The sequence below is a fragment of the Geodermatophilus sp. SYSU D00758 genome (genome assembly GCF_054049955.1).
Window position 1 is genome coordinate 39,313 of record NZ_JBJGYK010000003.1, and the last position, 20,204, is coordinate 59,516.

The window sequence follows — 20,204 nt, forward strand, 5'->3', positions numbered from 1 at the left end:
AGGAGGGTGGGGGAGGGCCCGGAGACTGCCGGTCGCTGGGCACCCGGGGCTGCTGGGTGCGTAACCTACGTCACCGTAGGGAGGCCCGCGCGGTGGGGCCGGGTGCCGTGCCGCGCGGTGCCGGCGGCGGGTGACGGCCTACTCTCCGGGGGACGCCGACCGCGTCCGCGCGTGCCGTCGCCACCGGCGGCACCCGGGGTGGGGGATGGGGTAATCGGCAGCCCGCCGGCCTTTGGAGCCGGGAAGTCTCGGTTCGAGTCCGAGTCCCCCAGCAGACGCACCGACCGCAGTCGCGCCGGACCCGGTCGCCCGCCCGGGTCGGCGCACCGCCCCCTACGGAGGAGACCCGTGACCGCATCCCCGCCGCAGACCGGCCCCGAGGGCGGGATCGCCGGCGTCGTCGTGCTCGCCGCCGGCCAGGGCACCCGCATGCGGTCGTCGACGCCCAAGGTGCTGCACGCCCTCGGGGGGCGCAGCATGCTCGGCCACGTCCTCGCCGCCACGGAGCCGCTGGCCGCGCGGTCGACCGTCGTCGTGGTCGGCGCCGGCCGGGAGGCGGTGGAGGCCCACCTGGCCGAGGTCGCGCCGGCCGCGCTGCCCGTCGTCCAGGAGGAGCAGCGCGGGTCCGGGCACGCGGCCGCCGTGGCGCTGGCCGCCGTCCCCGACCTCGACGGGCCCGTGCTGATCGTCAACGGCGACGCCCCGCTGCTGCGGCCGGAGACCGTGCGCGCGCTGGTCGACGCGCACGTGGCCGCCGGGCACGCGCTGACCGTGCTCACCGCCGTGGTCGACGACCCCACCGGGCTCGGCCGGATCGTGCGCGACGAGGACGGCGCCGTGCGGGCGATCGTGGAGGAGCGCGACGCCACCCCCGAGCAGCGGGCGGTGCGCGAGGTCAACGCCGGGGTCTACGTCGGCGACGCCGCCGCGCTGCGCCGGGCCCTGGGCCGGCTCGGTGAGGACAACGACCAGGGCGAGCAGTACCTCACCGACGTGCTGGCCCTGCTGGCCGGCGACGGCGACCCGGTCGGCGGGGCGCCCGCCGAGGACCCGGTCGACGTCCTCGGCTGCAACGACCGCCGCGAGCTGGCCGCCCGCCGCCGGACGCTGAACGACCGCGTCCTCGACGGGCTGATGCGCGCCGGTGTCACCGTCGTCGACCCGGCCACCACGTGGGTCGACGTCACGGTCACCGTCGAGCCCGACGCGCTGCTCGAGCCCGGCGTGCACCTGCGGGGGGCCACCTCCGTGGCCACCGGCGCGGTGGTCGGCCCGGACACCACCCTCGTCGACTGCGCCGTGGCCGAGGACGCCACCGTGGTGCGCTCGCACTGCCTGGGCGCCGAGATCGGCCCGGAGGCCTGGGTGGGCCCGTTCGGCTACCTGCGTCCCGGTAGCCGGCTCGCGCGCGGGGCGAAGGTGGGTGCCTTCGTCGAGACGAAGAACGCCGAGGTGGGTGAGGGCTCGAAGGTGCCGCACCTCTCCTACGTGGGCGACGCCACCATCGGCCGCGGGTCGAACGTCGGCGCGGCGACGGTGTTCGTCAACTACGACGGCATCGCCAAGCACCGCACGACCGTCGGCGACCACGTGCGGATCGGCTCCGACACGATGCTCGTGGCGCCGGTCACCGTGGGGGACGGCGCCTACACCGCCGCCGGGTCGGTCATCGTGTCGGACGTCCCACCGGGGGCCATGGCCGTCGCGCGGGCCAAGCAGCGCAATGTGGGAGGCTGGGTCGGCCGACGCCGACCGGGAACGGCCTCCGCCCGCGCGGCGGAGGCGGCCGAGGAGGCCGACCCCGGGACGGCCGGGGCCGGGTGAGACGGCCGGCACCAGCGACGACGACACGTAGGGGCGAGAGCCGATGAGCGCCATCCGGCAGACCACCAGCAAGAGCCTGATGCTGTTCTCCGGCCGGGCCTACCCGGAGCTGACCGAGGAGATCGCCGGGCACCTGGGGGTCACGCCGACGCCGACGGCGTCGTACGAGTTCGCCAACGGCGAGCTGTTCGTGCGGTTCGAGGAGTCGGTCCGCGGCTGCGACGCCTTCGTGGTGCAGAGCCACACCGCGCCCATCAACACCTGGCTGATGGAGCAGCTGATCATGGTCGACGCCCTCAAGCGTGCGTCGGCCAAGCGGATCACCGTCGTCGCCCCCTTCTTCCCCTACGCCCGCCAGGACAAGAAGCACCGCGGCCGCGAGCCCATCTCCGCCCGCCTGGTGGCCGACCTGTTCAAGACCGCCGGCGCCGACCGGCTCATGGTCGTCGACCTGCACACCGCGCAGATCCAGGGCTTCTTCGACGGGCCGGTCGACCACCTCTTCGCCCTGGACCTGCTCGTCAACCACCTCTGCGAGAAGTGGGGTGACCGGGACTTCACGGTCGTCTCCCCGGACTCCGGGCGGGTGCGCATGGCCGAGCGCTGGACGAACAAGCTCGGTCGCGGCACCCCGCTGGCCTTCATCCACAAGACCCGCGACGAGACGCAGCCGAACTCCGTGGTCGCCAACAGCGTGGTCGGCAACGTCGAGGGCCGGGTCTGCATCCTGGTCGACGACATGATCGACACCGGCGGCACGATCGTGAAGGCCGCCGAGACGTTGTTCGAGGCGGGCGCCGCCGACGTCATCGTCACCGCCACCCACGGCGTCCTCTCCGGGCCGGCCGTGGACCGGCTGAAGAACAGCCGGGTCAGCGAGGTCATCGTGACCAACACGCTGCCCATCGAGCCGGCCCGCCAGTTCGACAAGCTCACCGTGCTCTCCATCGCCCCCCTGCTGGCGCGGGCGATCAAGGAGGTCTTCGAGGACGGCTCGGTCACGAGCCTCTTCGACGGGGCGTCGTGACGCTGTCGCCCTCCGGGCCCCGCTCCTCGACGGCACCGCACCGCGGCCAGGTGCCGTGCCCGCCGGCGCTGAGCCCTGCCGCCGCACTCGGCCGGGCGGCAGCCCGACTGCCGGGAAGTCGTCGCCGGGCGGACCTGCTGGGTGACGACTTCTCCGCAGTCGCGGCCCGGGCCCGGTGCCAGGGGGACGACGCCGCCGCAGCAGCGTCCCGGCAGGCGGCTCCCGCCGGTCGGGTACGCTGGTCGAGTTGCCCGGCGAGGGAGACGGTCCGCCGTACTCCGTGATCGACGTGCGTGTGCCTGTCCCGAGGTGTGCCGCGTCGCGTGCCGGCTGCAGACCCGGATCCACCTCCCGAGGAGCACACCACCGTGGCTGACTTCCGCCTCGTCGCCGAGGCCCGCACCGAGTTCGGCAAGGGCAGCGCCCGCCGTACCCGCCGGGCCGGGCGCGTCCCCGCCGTCCTGTACGGGCACGGCCAGGACGTCGTCCACCTGTCCCTGCCGGCCCTCGAGTTCGCCGCGGCGCTGCGCAACGGCGGCACCAACGCGCTGCTCACCGTCGTCCTCGACGGCAAGGAGCACCTGGCGCTGACCAAGGCCGTCCAGCGCGACCCGCTGACCCGCGTGCACGAGCACGTCGACCTCCTCGTCGTCCGCCGCGGCGAGAAGGTGACCGTCGACATCCCGGTCCACGTCACCGGCGACGCCGCCGCCGAGACGCTGGTGAGCGTCGAGCTCAACACCGTGTCCGTCGAGGCCCCCGCCACCTCGATCCCCGAGACCGTCGAGGTCGACGTCACCGGCCGCGAGGCCGGCCAGGGCGTGCACGCGAGCGAGCTGTCGCTGCCCTCCGGCGTCACGCTGCTCACCGACCCCGAGGCGCTGGTCGTCAACCTCATGGCCGCCCCGACCGCCGAGGCCCTCGAGGCCGAGCTGGCCGAGGCCGAGGCCGAGGCCGGCATCGAGCGCGAGGAGTCCGTCGAGGCCGAGGAGGGCACCGGCGAGGGCGACGTCGTCCCCGAGCCGCTGGACCAGGGCAGCGGCGAGTCGATGGAGTCCGCCGAGAAGAGCGGCTGAGGCACGTCCTGAGCGAGAACGCGACCCGCGGGGGCGCCGGCACCGCCGGCGCCCCCGCCGTCGTGCCCGAGGGCCCGTACCTGGTCGTCGGGCTCGGCAACCCGGGGCCCTCGTACGCGGGCAACCGGCACAACGTCGGGGCGATGGTCCTCGACGAGCTGGCCGCCCGGGCCGGGGTGCGGCTCTCGCCCGGCAAGGGCAAGCGCGCCCGCAGCCTCATCGGTGAGGGCCGGCTGGCCGGCCGCCGCGTCGTCCTGGCGCGCCCCACCTGCTACATGAACGAGTCGGGCGGCCCGGTCCGCGGCCTCCTCGACTACCACTCGATCCCGGCCACCGAGCTCGTCGTGCTGCACGACGAGCTCGACATCCCCTTCGCCAGCGTGCGACTCAAGCGCGGCGGCGGCGAGGGCGGGCACAACGGGCTGCGCTCGGTCTCCCGCTCCACCGGCACCCGCGACTACCTGCGGGTGCGCGTGGGCGTCGGCCGCCCACCCGGGCGGCAGGACCCCGCCGACTTCGTGCTCCGGGACTTCTCGGCGACCGAGCGCAAGGAGCTCGACCTCCTCGTCGCCGAGGCGGCCGACGCCACCGAGGAGCTCCTCGCCCGCGGCCTCGAGGCCGCGCAGAACGTCGTCCACCCCCGCACCTGAGGGACGGCGAGCCCCCCTCATCGGGTGACCCGGCCGGCTCCGCGTTGACTCCTGTCGTCACGCAGTGTGAGTGTTGGCCGGTCGCCGGGCGGTCCGACCGGGGAAAAGCCCAGGAATCCTCCCTCGGCACCCCGGACCCGATCCCCGACCGACCACGCACCGTGATGCTCGGGGGGAACCGTGCTGCTGGACCACACCATGGCCGGGCTGGGGACGACGACGTCCCCGGTCGGCGCCGCCGCGACCGGGACGCGCCCGGCCGGGACGACCTGGGCGGGCCGCTACGTCGTGGCCCTCGTCGCCGCGGAGGCCCTGGCCGCCGCGCTGGCCGCCGCCGCCGTCCTGCTGGTGCACGACGACGCACCGACCTCGCTGACCTCGGCCGCCGCCGGGCTCGTGCTGCTGTGGCCGGTGCTGCTGTGGGCGTGCGGGGCGTACTCCGAGCGGCTCTTCGGCACGGGTAGCGACGAGTACCGCGCGGTCCTGCGCGCCGGCTTCCTCCTGCTGGCCGCTGCCGGCTTCGTCTCCTACGCCGCCCGGCTCGACCTCTCCCGGGCGCTGGTCGTCGGAGCCATCCCCGCCCTCGCCGTCGCGACCCTGGCCCTGCGCTACGCGGCCCGGTGCTCGCTGCGGGGGCTGCGGGCCCGCGGGATGTGCACCAAGCGCGTCGTCGTGGTCGGCCGCGGCTCCGCCGTGCTGGAGCTCACCGCCCGGCTGCGCCGGGAGCGCTACGCGGGCCTGGACGTGGTCGCCGCCTGCGTCACCCCCGCCGACCGGGTCCGGGTCGCCGAGGCCGCCGCCCTCCCGGTGGGCGGCCTGGACGAGGTGCTCGCCGTGGCCCGCCGCGCCGGCGCCGACACCGTCGCGGTGACCTCGGCCAGCGAGACCGCGGCCCAGTACCTCCGGGAGCTGTCCTGGGAGCTGGAGGGCTCGGGCCTGGAGCTGCTCGTCGCCCCCGGCCTCATCGAGGTCGCCGGCCCCCGGCTGCACATCCGGCCCTTCGAGGGGCTGCCGCTGCTGTCGGTGGAGCAGCCGCACTTCGAGGGCTGGCAGCGCGTGGTGAAGGGCGGGATCGACCGCGCCGCCGCCGCCGTGGCGCTGCTGCTGCTGGCCCCGGTGCTGCTGGTCATCGCCGTCGCGGTGCGGGCCGGCAGCCCCGGCCCGGTGCTCTACCGCCAGGAGCGGGTCGGCGCGAACGGCCGGGTGTTCACCATCCTCAAGTTCCGCAGCATGGTCGTCGACGCCGACCGCCAGGTCGAGGCGCTCGCCGGGCAGAACATCTCCGACGGGTTGCTGTTCAAGATGCGGGTCGACCCGCGCGTCACCCCCGTGGGCCGGTGGCTGCGCCGCTTCTCCCTCGACGAGCTGCCGCAGCTGTTCAACGTGCTGGCCGGCTCGATGTCGCTGGTCGGGCCGCGACCGCCGCTGCCGGGCGAGGTGGCGCGCTACGACACCTCGGTCAGCCGCCGGCTGCTGGTCAAGCCCGGCCTCACCGGCCTCTGGCAGATCTCCGGCCGCAGCGACCTGCCGTGGGAGGAGGCCGTGCGCCTGGACCTGCGGTACGTGGAGAACTGGTCGCTGGCCCTGGACCTGCTCATCCTCGCCAAGACGGTGCGCGCCGTCCTGGCCAGCTCCGGCGCCTACTGAGCGCCGCCGGTCCGGTGACCCGTGCGGGTGAGGTCCCACCCGCCCGGCTCACCCGGACCGCCCCCGCCGCCGATGCACCCCCGAGGGACGGCGGTCGGTCCCGTCGGAGACGACGTCCCTCCAGAGACGCCCCTGATCGGAGGCACGGTGGACAGGCTGCGCATCGCCATGGTGGGCACGCGGGGCGTGCCCGCGCGCTACGGCGGCTTCGAGACCGCCGTCGAGGAGGTCGGCCGCCGGCTGGCCGACCGCGGTCACGACGTCGTCGTCTACTGCCGCACCACGCCGGACGCCGCCGGGCCGCCCCCGGCCGAGCACCTGGGCATGCGGCTGGTCCACCTGCCGGCCGCCCGCCGCCGCGCGCTGGAGACGCTGAGCCACACCGCGCTGTCGGTGCAGCACCTGCTGACCCACCGCACCGACGTGGCGATCGTGTTCAACGCGGCCAACGCGCCGCTGCTGCCCCTCCTTCGGGCCGCGCGGATCCCGGTCGCCACCCACGTGGACGGCCTGGAGTGGAAGCGGGCCAAGTGGGGTCCCACCGGACGCCGGTACTACCGGACCGCCGAGGCGCTCGCCGTCCGCTGGTCCGACGTCCTGATCGCCGACGCGCAGGGCATCGCCGACTACTACCGCGACGCCTTCGCCGCACCGACGACCCTGCTGGCCTACGGGGCGCCCCGCATCCGGCCCGGTGCCCACCGGCTCGGCGAGGTCGGGCTCGAGGCCCGCGGGTACCACCTGGTGGTCGCCCGCTTCGAGCCGGAGAACCACGTCGACCTGGTGGTCGAGGGCTACGTGGCCAGCGCGGCGACGCGCCCGCTCGTGGTGGTGGGCTCGGCGCCCTACTCGGACGCCTACACCCGGCGCGTGCACGCCCTGGCCGACGACCGGGTGCGCTTCCTCGGCGGCGTCTGGGACCAGGAGCTGCTCGACCAGCTCTACGCGCACGCCTGCACCTACCTGCACGGGCACTCGGTCGGGGGCACCAACCCCTCGCTGCTGCGCGCCATCGGCGCCGGCGCGGCGGTCACCGCCTACGACGTCGACTTCAACCGCGAGGTCGTCGGGGAGTCCGGGCGGTGGTTCCGCACGCCGGCCGACGTCGCCCGGGCGACCGAGGCCGCGGAGGCCGACCCCGAGGGCACCCTGCGGGCGGGGGAGCGGGCCCGGGAGCGGGCCGCCGCCTACGACTGGGACGAGGTGGCCGCGGGCTACGAGGAGCTGGCGGCCCGGCTGGCCGGACGCCGGTTCCCTCGTCGGCGCCCGTCCGGACGGCGCCGGCCCACCGCGGCCGACGCCCTCCTGCCCCCGCCGCCGCCCGCACCCGGGACGTCGGTGGACGTCCCGGTGCCGGCGCCGGTGCCGGAGGCCGAACGGCTCCCGGCGGGGCAGCCGTGACCGCCGCGCCGGCGCTCCCCGCGGAGGGGCTGGGCGCCACCCTGCGCCGGCTCTCCACCGCGCAGAAGGGCGCCACCGGGGCGCCGGCCTACTCCCGCTTCGTCAACCGCCCGCTGGGCCGGCTGCTGGCGGCGCTCGCGTACACCGCCGGGCTCACCCCCAACGCCGTGACCGGGCTGAGCGCCGCCTGCACCACCGCCGCGCTGGTCCTGCTCGCCCTGGCCTCCCCGAGCGTGCCCGTCGGCCTGGCCGTCACCGCGCTGCTGCTGCTCGGGTACGGCCTGGACTCCGCCGACGGGCAGCTGGCCCGGCTGCGCGGGGGTGGCTCCCCGGCCGGGGAGTGGCTCGACCACGTGATCGACGCGGTCAAGGCCTCCGCGCTGCACCTGGCGCTGCTGATCGGGCTCTACCGCTCGGGCACCGTGGACGACGGCTGGCTGCTGCTGGTGCCGCTGGGGTACTGCGTCGCCGACGCCGTCACCTACTTCGCCACCATGCTCAACGAGGCCCTCCGGGCCCGGCACGGGGCGCCGACCCGTGCGCAGCCGACCGACCGGCGGCCCGGCGTGGGTCGCTCGCTGCTCACGCTGCCCACCGACTACGGGCTGCTCGCCTGCGCCTTCGTGCTGTACGGCTGGCCGGCGCTGTTCCTCCCGGCCTACACGGCCCTCTTCGTGGCGGCGGCCGGGTTCCTGGCCCTCGCCTCCGTCCGGTGGTTCGCAGAGATGGGCAGGTTGACCCGATGAGCACCGACGTCCCGCCGCAGGCCCGGGCCCCGCGCCGGCCGCTCCTGGTCGCGCTCGGCCTGCTGGCCGCCCTCCTCGCCGTCGCCGCCGTGGTCCTGCTCACCGGTGGTGAGGACGGGTCCCCTCACCGCGGCACCGCCGCCGCGGCGACCTCCGCAGCTCCCACGGCACCGTCCACGGCGCCGGCCCCCGGGCCGCAGCCGCCGGCGGAGCAGCCCGATCCCCCCACCGGACCGCCGCCCGAGCCGGTCGGCGGCGTCGTGGCGGACGAGCTGCCCCCGAGCCTGCCGGCCGTCCCCCTGGACCGGCCGGCGGAGTCCGCCGACGGGCTGAGCGCGACCGTCGCGGGCATCGAGGCGATCGAGGGCACCGGGGTCGGCCCGGGCAACATGTCGGGTCCGGCGCTGCGGGTCACCGTGCTGCTGCGCAACGGGACGGCGGAGCCGGTGGACCTGGCCGGGGTGGCGGTGGACCTCGCCCACGGCGGGGAGCGGCTGCCGGCCTCGCCGCTCGACGACCCGTCGGCGGCGCCCTTCTCGGGGACCCTCGAGCAGGGGGGTTCCGCCGAGGGGGTCTACGTCTTCACGGTCCCGGCCGACGACCGAGACAGCGTCACCGTCTCCGTCAGCCCGCGTGCCGGCGCGCCGTTCCTCGTGTTCACCGGTGCGGTCGGCTGACCGCCCCCACCTCGCCACCAGCAGGGCCCCGGCCACCCGGCCGGGGCCCTGCTGTCGTCCCGGCCCCCGTCCGCAGTCACCGCGATTCGGGTCCCCCGATCACGGGGTGTCACCACATCAGGGGATACGGCCGCTCGGTCGTCACGCTTAGTGTTCGCCCGCTGGTCCGTCTCCAGGACCACTGTCGTGCTCGACGAGCGGGGGAACAACGTTGTCTGCACTCCTGGCCGGCTGGTCGCGGTCGTTCATCGCGGGCCTGGTGGGCCTGCTGCTCGGGGTTGGTGTCCTCGCGCCCACCAGCGCGCTCGCGGACAGCGCGCCACTCGACCCGGCCGACCCGGCCACCCCCGCCACCGTCACCGCGGACCCGCTGCCGACCGTGCAGATCAACGGCGTCGCCTGGGCACAGGTCGTCGTCGGCAACACCGTGTACGTGGCCGGGCGGTTCTCCAGCGCCAGGCCGGCCGGGGCAGCGGCGGGGACCCAGGAGACCACCCGCAACAACCTGCTGGCCTACGACATCCGCACCGGCGAGCTGGTCACGTCCTTCGCCCCCGACCTCAACGGCCAGGCCGTGGCCGTCGCGGCGTCCCCGGACGGCTCCCGCATCTACGTCGGCGGTGACTTCACCCGCGCCAACGGGCAGGTCCGCAGCCGCATCGCGGCCTACAGCACCGCGACCGGGCAGCTCGTCGCCGAGTTCCGCCCGGCGGTCACCGGCCAGGTGCGCGCCATCGCGGCCAGCAACTCGACGGTCTACCTCGGCGGCAGCATCACCGCCGTGGGGACGACCGCGCGGCGCAGCCTGGCCGCGGTGTCCGCGGCGACCGGCGCGCTGCTGCCGTGGGCCCCGCAGCCCGGCGTCGGCCCGACGACCGGGAACCGGCTGCCCAACGACCCGGTGGCCAACGCCCGGACCAGCACCGAGGTGCTCGCGCTCGTCCTGGCCGGCAGCGGCGGTCAGGTCGTGGCCGCCGGCCGCTTCGACACGCTGAACGGCGTCAAGGCGACCGGCGTCGGCGCGCTCGACGGTGCGACCGGCGCGACGCGGCCGTTCGCCCTGAACTCCCTCATCACCAACCAGGGCGTCAACTCGGCGATCTACAGCCTCAGCACCGACGGGACCAACGTCTACGGCACCGGTTACGACTACTACGGCCCCGGCAACCTCGAGGGCGCCTTCGCCGCCCGGGCCGACGGCGGTGCGGTCGTCTGGTTCAGCCCCTGTCGCGGTGACACCTACTCCAACACGCCCATGGGCGGCGCCCTCTACGTGGCCGGCCACCCGCACGACTGCAGCTCGATCCAGGCCTACCCGGAGCAGACCCCGCGCGCCTTCCAGTTCGGCGCCGCGCTGAGCGCCGTCCCCACGGGGAAGGTCGTCGCCACCTCGACGGCCCTCGGCAGCCTCTCCCTCGTCGGTCAGCCCGCGCCGGCGCTGCAGGCGTGGGAGCCGCGGTTCGCCGTCGGCACCTTCACCGGGCAGTGGCAGGCCGCCTGGTCGGTCTCGGCCAGCGGTCAGTACGTCGTCTACGGCGGCGAGTTCCCCCGGGTCGGTGGCGTGAACCAGCAGGGGCTCGTGCGCTTCGCCGTCCCGTCCACGGCGCCGAACCGGGTGGGCCCGCAGCCCAACGGGACCTTCGCACCGACCGTCGGCATGGTCCCGGGGGCGGTCCGCGTCTCCTGGCCGGCGGCGCTCGACCGGGACAACGAGCACGTCACCTACCGGGTGTACCGGGACAGCGAGACAGCGGTCCCGGCCTGCGAGGTCAGCCGACCGTCCCGGTGGTGGGACCTCCCCACCTACGCCTGCTCCGACACCGGCGCCACGGCCGGCGCGCACCGCTACCAGGTCGTGGCGACCGACCCCTTCGGCAACCGGCTGGCCTCCGGCTGGGTGACGGCGACGGTGGGCGCCGCCAACAGCAGCCCGGCGCGCTCCTACGCGCAGCTCGTCGCCCGCGACGGGGCGGTGGCCCACTGGCCCCTCGGCGAGGCGTCCGGGACCGTCGCCCACGACCGCACCGGCACCCGCGACATGACCCTCGGCGCGGGGGTCACCCGCAACCAGGCCGGTGCCATCACCGCTGACGCCGACCGGGCATCGGCCTTCAACGGGACCTCGACCGGGTTCGGCGCCCCGGCGTCCGCCCAGCCGGGACCCCAGTCGTTCTCCGTGGAGGCCTGGTTCCAGACGACGTCGACCACCGGCGGCAAGATCGTCGGTTTCGGCAACGCCCGGACCGGCACCAGCACCAAGTACGACCGGCACGTCTACATGGACACCGCGGGACGCGTGCACTTCGGCGTGTACAACGGCGCCAAGTCCACCGTGGGGACGACGGCGGCCTACAACGACGGCCGCTGGCACCACGTCGTCGGCACCCTGAGCCGCGCCGGCCTGTCGCTCCACGTCGACGGCCAGCTGGTCGGCACCCGGCCGGAGGTCACCTCGGCCGAGCAGCTGACCGGCTACTGGCGCATCGGCGGGGACACCAGCTGGTCGGGCAGCGCCTGGTTCACCGGGCGCATCGACGAGGTCGCGGTGTACCCGACCGCGCTCTCCGCCGGGCAGGTGGCCGCCCACCTCGCTGCCGGACGCACCGGGCAGGCCCCCAACAGCGCCCCGACCGCGTCGTTCACCGCCACGGCGACCCAGCTCGACGTGGCCCTCGACGCCTCCGCGTCGACCGATCCCGACGGCCGGCTGACCGGGTACGCCTGGGACTTCGGGGACGGCACCACGGGCACGGGTGCCACGGCGTCGCACACCTACGCCGCCCCCGGCACGTTCACGGTGCGTCTCACCGTCACCGACGACCGCGGAGCGACCGCGACCACCACGCGGGAGGTGACGGTCACCGCGCCGCCGACCGGTCCTGGCGCGATCGCCGCGGACGCGTTCGGTCGCGAGGTGGCGAACGGCTTCGGGGTGGCCGACCGGGGCGGTCCCTGGACCACCTACGGCACGGCCTCGGTGACCGGCGGATCGGGCCGGGTGTCCTCACCGGCGGGCACCACGTCCGGCGGGCTGCTGGGGATCTCGGCCCAGGACGTGGCCGAGCAGGTCGACGTCGTGCTCGACCGGGCGCCGACCGGCGGTGGCTCCTGGGTGTCGCTGGGCAGCCGCAACGTCGGCGGCACCCGGTACAAGGCGCAGCTGTGGTTCGCCGCGGACGGGCGCGTGCAGCTGGCGCTGGTCCGGGTGGTCGACTGGGCCGAGACCTGGCTGACGGGCGTGGACCTGCCGGGCCGGTACACGCCGGGGACGGCGCTGTCCCTGCGGTTCGAGGTCGCCGGGAACGCGCCGGCCGAGCTGCGGGCCAAGGCCTGGGCCACGGGCACCGCCGAGCCGGCCGCCTGGCAGGTGCAGGCCAGCGACGCCTCCGCCGCCCTGCAGCGCCCGGGTGGGCTGCGGCTGGACGTCTACACCGCCCGGTCGGCCACCGCGGCCACCGCGGTCCGCGTCGACGACCTGCGCGTCGAGGCCCCCGGGACGGTCCCGACCGCGCCGGAGCCGGTGCCGAACGCGGCGCCGACCGCGGCCTTCACCGCCACGCCCGCCGACCTGACCGTGGCTCTCGACGGGTCCGGCTCGGCGGACGCCGACGGCCGCGTCGTCTCCCACGCGTGGGACTTCGGGGACGGCAGCAGCGGCACCGGGGCCACGTCGTCGCACACCTACGCGGCGGCGGGCACCTACCAGGTCCGGCTGACCGTCACCGACGACGCCGGCGGGACCGGGACCGTGACGCGGGCGGTCACCGTCACCGCGCCGGTGACCCCGCCGCCCGCGGAGGAGCCGCCGACCGAGGAGCCGCCGGCCGAGGAGCCGGCCGTGCAGCCGCTGGCGGCGGACGCCTTCGAGCGTGAGGTCACCAGCGGGCTCGGGACGGCGGACGTGGGCGGGCCCTGGACGTCCTACGGCGGGACGACCGACGTCCAGGTGACCGGGGGGCAGGCGCGGGTGACCGCGGCACCCGGCAGCAGCTCCGGCGCGCTGCTCGGCGTCTCGGCGCAGGACCTGACCGTCCAGGCCGACGTCACCCTGGACGGCGCACCCGCCGGCGGTGGGGCCTACCTGTCGCTGGGTGTCCGCAACGTGGGGGGCACCCGGTACAAGACGCAGCTGTACTTCGCCGCCGACGGGTCGGTGCAGCTGGGCCTGGTGCGGGTGGTCAACTGGAGCGAGACGTGGCTGGCCGGGACCACCCTGCCCGGTCGGTACACGCCGGGCACGGCGCTGACCGTGCGGCTGGAGGCCAGCGGGACCTCGCTGCAGGCCAAGGCCTGGGTCGAGGGAGCGGCGGAGCCGGAGGGCTGGCAGGTGCGGGCGACCGACACCACCGCGGCGCTGCAGCGGGCCGGTGGCCTGCGGCTGGACCTCTACACCGCCCGCTCGGCCACGGCCGCCGGCACCGTCCGCGTGGACGACCTGTGGGCCGGCGCGCCCGGGCGGACCCCGCCCGCGGCCTGACCGCACGGTCCTCCCGGAGACGACCTCACCCCGGCGGTTCCCCGCCGGGGTGAGGTCGTCCCGGGGTCCCCCGCACGAGGGAGGACACCGGGGCCCGACCCGGACACGATCAGCGGCGCAGGTGGCGGACCGCGCAGGTCGCGGATCGACGCCACCCGGGGAGACGCGCCGGCCGCGCGCTGGAGGGACACGATGACTGGTTCGACCGCTGTGGGCACCGCACGGCCCGGCGGCCCGGCATGACGGCCGTCGTCCCGGCGCCGCCCCGGCCCGGTCCCGCCGGCCCCGCGCGCGGTGACCGGCTGGGCATCGTGGTCGTCTCCTTCGGGTCGGCCGACCTGCTCCGCCGCAACCTCGCCCCGGCCCGCCTGGCCGGGGACGACGTGGCCGTCGTGGTGGTCGACAACCTCTCCACCGCCGCGAACCGGCGCGACGTGGCGGACCTCGGCCGGGAGCAGGGCTGGCACGTGGTGGCCATGCCCGACAACCGCGGCTTCGGGGCCGCCTGCAACGCCGGTGTGGCCGCCGCCCGGGAGCTGGGCTGCCGGACCTTCCTCTTCCTCAACCCCGACGCCGTCATCAGCGCCGCGGTCGTCGCCGAGCTGCACGCGCACAGCCTCCGCGAGCCCATGGCGCTCATCAGCCCGCTCCTGGTCGACTCCGCGGGCGCGGTGGTCTTCCGCGCGGCGCGCACCGACCTGCGCGACGGCCGGGTCCGCAGCCGCCCGCGCGACGCCGATCCGTCGGTTCCCGACCCGGGGGACTGGCTCTGCGGTGCCTGCATCACGGTGCACGACGACCTGCTGACGCGGATCGGCGGCTTCGACGAGGGCTACTTCCTCTACTGGGAGGACGTCGACCTCGGTTACCGGGCGGTCGCCGCGGGCGGGTCGGTCGTGCTCCGCGAGGACCTGACCGCCGTGCACGACGAGGGCGGCACCCACGGCGACGGCCGTCGCGGGCGGGCCAAGTCCGCCCTCTACTACCGCTACAACTGCCGCAACCGGCTGGCCTTCGCCGCCCGCCACCTCGACCGCCGCCGGCTGCTGCGCTGGGTCCTGCGCACGCCGGCGATCAGCTGGGACATCCTCATGCGCGGCGGGCGGCGGCAGCTGCTGCACTCGCCGGGGCTGCTGCGGGCCGCGGTCGCGGGAACGCTGTCCGGCCTCGCCGTCGCGCTCCCGGCGCTGGTCACCGGCCCCCGGCCGCGGGTGCGCCGGCCGGCGCTCCTGGTCGCCCACCCCGGCGCGGAGCTGTACGGCTCCGACCGGGTGCTGCTCGAGTCGGTCGGCGGGCTGACCGGCACCTGCGACGTGGTCGTCGCCCTGCCGGAGGAGGGCCCGCTGGTCGCCGAGCTGGAGCGACGGGGCGCGCGGGTGGTCGTCGTCCCGGTGCCGGTCCTGCGCCGGTCGCTGCTGCGGCCGGCCGGGCTGCTGCGGCTGGTGCGCGACGCCGCCCGCGGCCTGCTGCCGGCGCTGCGGCTGGTGCGCCGCGCGGGCCGGGACGGCGTGCTGGTCAACACCACGGTGCTGCCGTCCTGGCTGCTGCTGGCGCGGCTCGCCGGCCGCCGCGTGGTCTGCCACGTGCACGAGGCCGAGTGGCCGGGGCCGCGCGCGGCGCAGCGCGGACTGCTGTCGTCCCTGCGCGCCGCCGACGCGGTCGTCGCCAACAGCCGGTTCACCCGCGCGGCGCTGACGGGGCGGCTGCCGGCGCTCGCCGGGCGGGTGGCCGTCGTCCCCAACCCGGTCACCGGCCCGGACGCGGCCACTCCCGCCCGGGCCCGGCTCGACGGCTCGGTGCGCCTGCTGTTCGTCGGCCGGCTGTCGCCGCGCAAGGGCCCGGACGTGGCGGTCGCCGCGCTGCGCGAGCTGCTCGACCGCGGGGTCGACGCCCGGCTGGTGCTGGCCGGGTCGGTCTACCCCGGGTACGAGTGGTTCGAGGCGGAGCTGCGGGCCGCGGTCACCGCCGCCGGGCTGACCGACCGGGTCGACCTGCTCGGGTTCCGTCCCGACGTCGGCCCGCTGCTCGCCGACGCCGACGTGGTGCTCGTCCCCTCGGTGGTCGACGAGTCCTTCGGCAACGTCGCGGTCGAGGCGGTGCTGGCGGCCCGCCCCGTCGTGGTCAGCGCGCTGCCCGGCCTGCGCGAGGCCGCCGGCGGGTACGCCGCGGTGCAGGTCGTCCCCGCCGGCCGCCCCGCCGCCTGGGCCGACGCCGTCGAGCGGGTGGTGGCCGACTGGGACGCCGTCCGCGCCGCGGCCTCGGCCGACGCCGCCGCCGCCGGTGCGCGACACGACCCGGCCCGCTACCGGGAGCGGCTGGCCGACGTCGTCCGGCCCGGCACCCGCCCGGCCGCACGCGCGGAGCGGACCGGGGTCGGCTCCCGGTGACGGCCGTGCCCGCTCCCGCGGCGCCCCCCCGCCCGGCCGGGGCACCGGCGCGGGTCGTCGTCGCGGTGCCCACCTACCGCCGTCCGGCGCAGCTCGCCGCGCTCCTGCCGCAGCTGCTGGCCCAGGCCGGCGAGGTGGCGGCCGCGAGCGGCGGCGCCACCGCCGTCGAGGTCCTCGTGGTCGACAACGATCCCCGACGTGGCGCGGCCGCGGTGGCGGCCGCGGCGGCCGCCCCCGGCCTCCGCTACGTGGCCGAGCCCACGCCCGGCATCGCCGCGGTGCGCAACCGGGCGCTCGACGAGGCCCGGGACGCCGACGTGCTGGCCTTCATCGACGATGACGAGCGTCCCGAGCCGGGCTGGCTGGCCGCCCTGCTCGACACCTGGGCCGCGACCGGCGCCGCGGCGGTCGCCGGCCGGGTCCGGGTCGAGACCGCCGGGGAGCTGGACCCGTGGATCGCCGCCGGCGGCTTCTTCACCCGGCGGCGCCTGCCCACCGGCACCGCGGTCGAGGTCGCGGCCACCTCCAACCTGCTGCTCGACCTCTCCCGCGTCCGCGCGCTGGGCGTCCGCTTCCCGGCCGACCTTGGGTTCGGGGGAGGGGAGGACAACCTCTTCACCCGCCGGCTCACCCGCGCCGGGGGACACCTGATCTGGTGCGACGAGTCCGTCGTGGTGGACCAGGTCTCCCGGGAGCGGATGACCCGCACCTGGGTGCTGACCCGGGCCTGGAGCCACGGCAACGCCGCCGTCCGCACCGACCTCCGGCTGGCCGCGGGCCGCACCGCGCGCCTGGGGCTGCGGGCCCGCGGGTTGCTGCACGGGCTGCTGCGGATCGGCGGTGGCGCGCTGCGCTGGGCCTGGGGCGCCGCCTGCGACTCGGATCGGCACCGGGCCCGCGGCCTGCGCGCCGTCGCCCGGGGAGCCGGGATGGGCGGTGCGGCCTGCGGGCTGGTGTTCCAGGAGTACGCCCGCGGCGGGCGCCGCTGGCGGTGGTCGAGGGAGGTCTCCGGATGAGCACGTCCGTCGTGCAGGGTGCCCGCCGGATCGTCCGCCGCGGGATCGGCGCGCTGGCCGGCTCGGTCGTGTCGGTGCGCACCGACCACCCGGAGGTCGTGCTGACCTTCGACGACGGCCCCGAGCCCGGCGGCACCGACCGAGTGCTCGCCGCGCTGGCCGACGCGCGTGCGACCGCGACCTTCTTCGTCCTGCTCGGCCGCGTGCGCCGCCACCCCGGCCTGCTCGCCGAGGTCGTCGCCGCGGGGCACGAGGTCGCCCTGCACGGCGCCGACCACCGGGCGCTGCCGACCCTCCCGGCGGACGAGGTGGCCCGCACGCTGCGCGACGGGAAGGCCGAGCTGGAGGACGTCACCGGCCGGCCGGTGCGCTGGTCCCGGCCGCCCTACGGCCGGCAGACCGTGCGCAACTGGCGGGCGGCCACCGCGGCCGGGCTGCTCCCGGTGCTCTGGGGGCCCACCACCTGGGACTGGAAGGACGTCCCGGACGCCGAGCGGGTCGCCCGGGCCCAGCAGGGCGTGCGCCCGGGGGCGATCGTGCTGGCGCACGACGGTTTCGCCGGCCCCGAGGACGGCGCCGGCGACGGGCCGCCGCCGGTGCTCGACCGCGGCGAGCTCATCGCCGGCGTCCTGGCCGGGTGGGCCGAGCGCGGGCTGGCGGCGCGGTCCCTGCAGCACGCGCTGGAGCGGGGCGCGTTGGTGCGCGAGACCTGGTTCCCGGGCTGAGCAGCCCCCGGCCGGGCCCGATCGGTCCGGCAGCGCGCGGTCAGCGGCCGACCACCTGCCGCCCCCACACCACCACGCCGGCCAGGTCCGCCCGGACGGTGGGCACCAGCGCGGCCAGGCCGTAGGTCGCCAGGCCGGCGACCGCACCCGCGGCCAGCCGGCCCACCGAGGGCCAGGAGGCGCACACCTCGGTGGCCAGGAAGCACGCCGTGCCCGCCGCGGTGCCGCAGGCGCAGATCCGCAGCGCCCCGCCGAGCAGTGCGCGCACCGGCAGCACCGTGACCCGCGACAGCCACCACAGCGACAGCGGCCACTCCAGCAGCGCGGCGGCGGCGTAGCCGGCGGCCACGCCGACCAGGCCGTAGCCGCTGCCGCCGAGGATGCCGGCGGCCTTCAGCACCAGGGCCAGCAGGGTGTAGCGCAGCAGCGCCCCGGACAGGCCCCGCGACAGGTAGACCCAGGAGCCCACCAAGGCCAGCGTCTGCGCGCTACCCGCGACGGCCAGCAGCGCCAGGACAGGGGCGACGGCGTGCCACCGGTCGCCGAGCAGCAGGTCGACCAGCGGGACGGCGGCGCCCGCTGCGACCGCCAGCGCGCCGACGAGGGGGTACCCCAGCGCCAGCTGGCCGCGCCGGAGGTAGTCGCCGGCACGGCCCACGTCGTCCTGGAGGCGGGCGAGCACGGGGACGGCGACCGTCGTGGCCGGGGAGCGCAGCTGGTTGAGCGGGGTCATCAGGAGCTGGAAGCCGCGGCTGTAGACCCCGAGGTCGGCCGGGCCGGCCCGCAGCCCGAGGACCAGGTTGTCCAGGTTCTGGCCGAGGTGGTGCACGACCTGGGTCCCGGCGACACCGCCGCCGAAGCGCAGGAACGGGCCCAGGCCCACCCCGCGGCGCGGCCGGCCGGGGAGCCAGCGGGCGGCGGCGACGGCCCAGGCGAGCACCACCGCGCCCTGCACCAGCTGCTGCGCGACCAGCGCCCAGTACCCGGACCCCGCGGCGGCGGCGCCCACCGCGGCGCCGAAGGCCAGCAGCTGCGCGACCAGGTCGCCGGCGGCCACCGTGCCGAACCGGAGGTCGCGGCTGAGGCCGGCGCGGTACTGGGCGGAGAGGCCGTTGAGGAGGAAGGTGAGCGCGAGGACCTGCACGATGACCTCGACCGCGGGCTCGCCGAAGGCGGTCGCGATCGCGCCGGAGCCCGCCACGGCCAGCACGGCGAGGGCGGCCCCGGCGGCGGCGCTCACCCAGAACAGCCCGTCGCGCTGGGCGGGGGTGAGGTGGGGGGCGCGGATGGCGGCCGTGGTCAGGCCCAGGTCGCGCACCACCTCGCCGAGCCCGACCACCACCAGGCCGACGGCGAACAGGCCGTAGTCGCGGGGGCCGAGCAGCCGCGCCAGCACGACGACGGAGGCCAGCTGCAGCACGATGCGGGCCGCCTGCGCGGCGAGGGTGACCCCGGCGCCCCGCGCGGCGATCCGCCCGAGACCGCCGGCGGCGGTGCCGGCCGGCGGATGGGCCGCCGGGACGGCGGCGACCGGCGCGGTGGCCGGGTCAGCCGGCGACGGCATGCCGCAGCTCCCCGGGCGCCGGGGCGGCACCGGCGTCGCCGGTGCGCGCGTACTCCTCGCGGACGTGGCCGAACGCCCCCACCACGAGCCCGGCGTAGCTCGCCACGGTGCACTCGGCGCGCGCCCGCCCCGCCACGTCGCGGCGGAGGACGGCGCCCAGCAGCAGCGGCACCGCCTGCCCCGCCCGGACCAGCGCCCGGGTGGTCAGGACGCCGCGCAGCCGCCACCGGGCGACTGCGCCGCCGGCCAGGTGCACCTCCGCCCGGGCCCAGGAGCTACCGGAGCGCAGGCAGCGCTGCAGCACCCACCGCCGGGTGAGGCGCGCCGCGGGGATCGACTCCACCGCCTCGGCCTCGTCGCACCAGCGGATCTCGCCCCCGCCGTGCACCAGCTGGTGGGTGAACAGCGTGTCCTCGCCGCCGGTCAGGCCGAAGCGCTCGTCGAACGCGAGGCCCAGCGCGCGGACCTGGCGCAGGTCCAGCAGCAGGTTCCCCGCCCCGGCCCCGCCGACGCGGGTCCCGGTGGCCCGGCGCGGCCGGTCGAAGGCGCCCGAGCCGGTCACCCAGTCGTCCGCCGGGCCGAGCAGCCGGGCGGGCACCGGCCCGGCGACGGCGGCGCAGCCCCAGTCCCGCCAGGCACCGACCAGCGCGGCCAGCCAGCCCGGGCCGGGCAGCTCGTCGTCGTCGAGGAACACCAGCAGGTCGGCGTCCGCGGCCTCGGCCAGGGCGCGGTTGCGGGCCGCGGAGATGCCCGGCCGCGGCTCGTGCAGGTACCGGACCCCCCGCGCCGCCCACGCGGCGGCCACCCCCGCGGCGCTGCCGTCAGGGTCGTTGTCGACCAGCAGGACGCCGGCCCGCGGGGACACCGTGCCGGCCTGCACGGCGAGCGCGCCGAGCAGCTCGGGCAGCTGCCCGGTGCGCCGGTACGTGAGCACGGCGACGACCACCCCCGTCCCGCGGGCGTGTGCTCCGCCGTCCACCCGGTCCT

General features: G+C 77.0%; 14 protein-coding genes and 1 tRNA gene. 13 read left to right on the forward strand and 2 right to left on the reverse strand.

Translation table 11 applies throughout. The features are described from left to right. Positions 1-199 precede the first annotated feature (199 nt). The 13 genes from ACI8AC_RS03265 (at position 200) to ACI8AC_RS03325 (ending at position 17,653) form a co-directional block, all read left to right on the forward strand. Positions 200-272: transfer RNA gene (locus tag ACI8AC_RS03265), tRNA-Gln, on the forward strand. A 76-nt stretch (positions 273-348) separates the two neighbouring features. After that, positions 349-1,824, forward strand: a complete 1,476-nt coding sequence (gene glmU, locus ACI8AC_RS03270; protein WP_456895142.1) for a bifunctional UDP-N-acetylglucosamine diphosphorylase/glucosamine-1-phosphate N-acetyltransferase GlmU — start codon at positions 349-351, stop codon at positions 1,822-1,824. A gap of 43 nt (positions 1,825-1,867) precedes the next feature. After that, a complete protein-coding gene (locus ACI8AC_RS03275; RefSeq protein ID WP_456895144.1) occupies positions 1,868-2,851 on the forward strand; it encodes a ribose-phosphate diphosphokinase in 984 nt (327 codons plus the stop codon). A gap of 368 nt (positions 2,852-3,219) precedes the next feature. Then, positions 3,220-3,927 (forward strand): 50S ribosomal protein L25/general stress protein Ctc, encoded by a 708-nt coding sequence (locus ACI8AC_RS03280; RefSeq protein WP_456895146.1) that lies wholly within the window; start codon positions 3,220-3,222, stop codon positions 3,925-3,927. 62 nt (positions 3,928-3,989) lie between these two features. Then, complete coding sequence (pth, locus tag ACI8AC_RS03285; RefSeq protein ID WP_456895148.1) at positions 3,990-4,577, forward strand: aminoacyl-tRNA hydrolase; 588 nt, start codon at positions 3,990-3,992, stop codon at positions 4,575-4,577. A 180-nt stretch (positions 4,578-4,757) separates the two neighbouring features. Beyond that, entirely contained in the window at positions 4,758-6,224 is a 1,467-nt protein-coding gene (locus tag ACI8AC_RS03290; RefSeq protein ID WP_456895150.1) for a sugar transferase, read from the forward strand. Positions 6,225-6,371: 147 nt separating this feature from the next. Continuing rightward, entirely contained in the window at positions 6,372-7,625 is a 1,254-nt protein-coding gene (locus tag ACI8AC_RS03295; RefSeq protein ID WP_456895152.1) for a DUF1972 domain-containing protein, read from the forward strand. Then, positions 7,622-8,371 carry a CDP-alcohol phosphatidyltransferase family protein gene (locus ACI8AC_RS03300; protein WP_456895154.1) on the forward strand — a complete coding sequence of 250 codons (750 nt, stop codon included), beginning with the start codon at positions 7,622-7,624 and terminating at the stop codon, positions 8,369-8,371. The genes ACI8AC_RS03295 and ACI8AC_RS03300 overlap by 4 nt, the downstream gene beginning before the upstream one ends. Continuing rightward, the gene (locus ACI8AC_RS03305; RefSeq protein ID WP_456895156.1) at positions 8,368-9,048 is read left to right on the forward strand and encodes a hypothetical protein; all 681 of its coding nucleotides are present in this window, start codon (positions 8,368-8,370) and stop codon (positions 9,046-9,048) included. The genes ACI8AC_RS03300 and ACI8AC_RS03305 overlap by 4 nt, the downstream gene beginning before the upstream one ends. Positions 9,049-9,259: 211 nt before the next feature. After that, on the forward strand, positions 9,260-13,525 hold the full coding sequence (locus tag ACI8AC_RS03310; protein ID WP_456895158.1) for a PKD domain-containing protein: 4,266 nt from the start codon (positions 9,260-9,262) through the stop codon (positions 13,523-13,525). A gap of 239 nt (positions 13,526-13,764) precedes the next feature. Further along, positions 13,765-15,912, forward strand: coding sequence for a glycosyltransferase (locus ACI8AC_RS03315; protein WP_456895159.1), 2,148 nt, complete (start codon positions 13,765-13,767; stop codon positions 15,910-15,912). 5 nt (positions 15,913-15,917) lie between these two features. Next, the gene (locus ACI8AC_RS03320) at positions 15,918-16,928 is read left to right on the forward strand and encodes a glycosyltransferase family 2 protein (RefSeq protein ID WP_456895161.1); all 1,011 of its coding nucleotides are present in this window, start codon (positions 15,918-15,920) and stop codon (positions 16,926-16,928) included. Beyond that, positions 16,925-17,653, forward strand: coding sequence for a polysaccharide deacetylase family protein (locus ACI8AC_RS03325; RefSeq protein ID WP_456895163.1), 729 nt, complete (start codon positions 16,925-16,927; stop codon positions 17,651-17,653). The genes ACI8AC_RS03320 and ACI8AC_RS03325 overlap by 4 nt, the downstream gene beginning before the upstream one ends. A 40-nt stretch (positions 17,654-17,693) precedes the next feature. Here ACI8AC_RS03325 and ACI8AC_RS03330 read toward each other — a convergent pair whose 3' ends face one another. Then, complete coding sequence (locus tag ACI8AC_RS03330) at positions 17,694-19,217, reverse strand: lipopolysaccharide biosynthesis protein (RefSeq protein ID WP_456895165.1); 1,524 nt, start codon at positions 19,215-19,217, stop codon at positions 17,694-17,696. After that, a complete protein-coding gene (locus tag ACI8AC_RS03335; protein ID WP_456895167.1) occupies positions 19,201-20,196 on the reverse strand; it encodes a glycosyltransferase family 2 protein in 996 nt (331 codons plus the stop codon). The genes ACI8AC_RS03330 and ACI8AC_RS03335 overlap by 17 nt, the downstream gene beginning before the upstream one ends. Positions 20,197-20,204 lie beyond the last annotated feature (8 nt).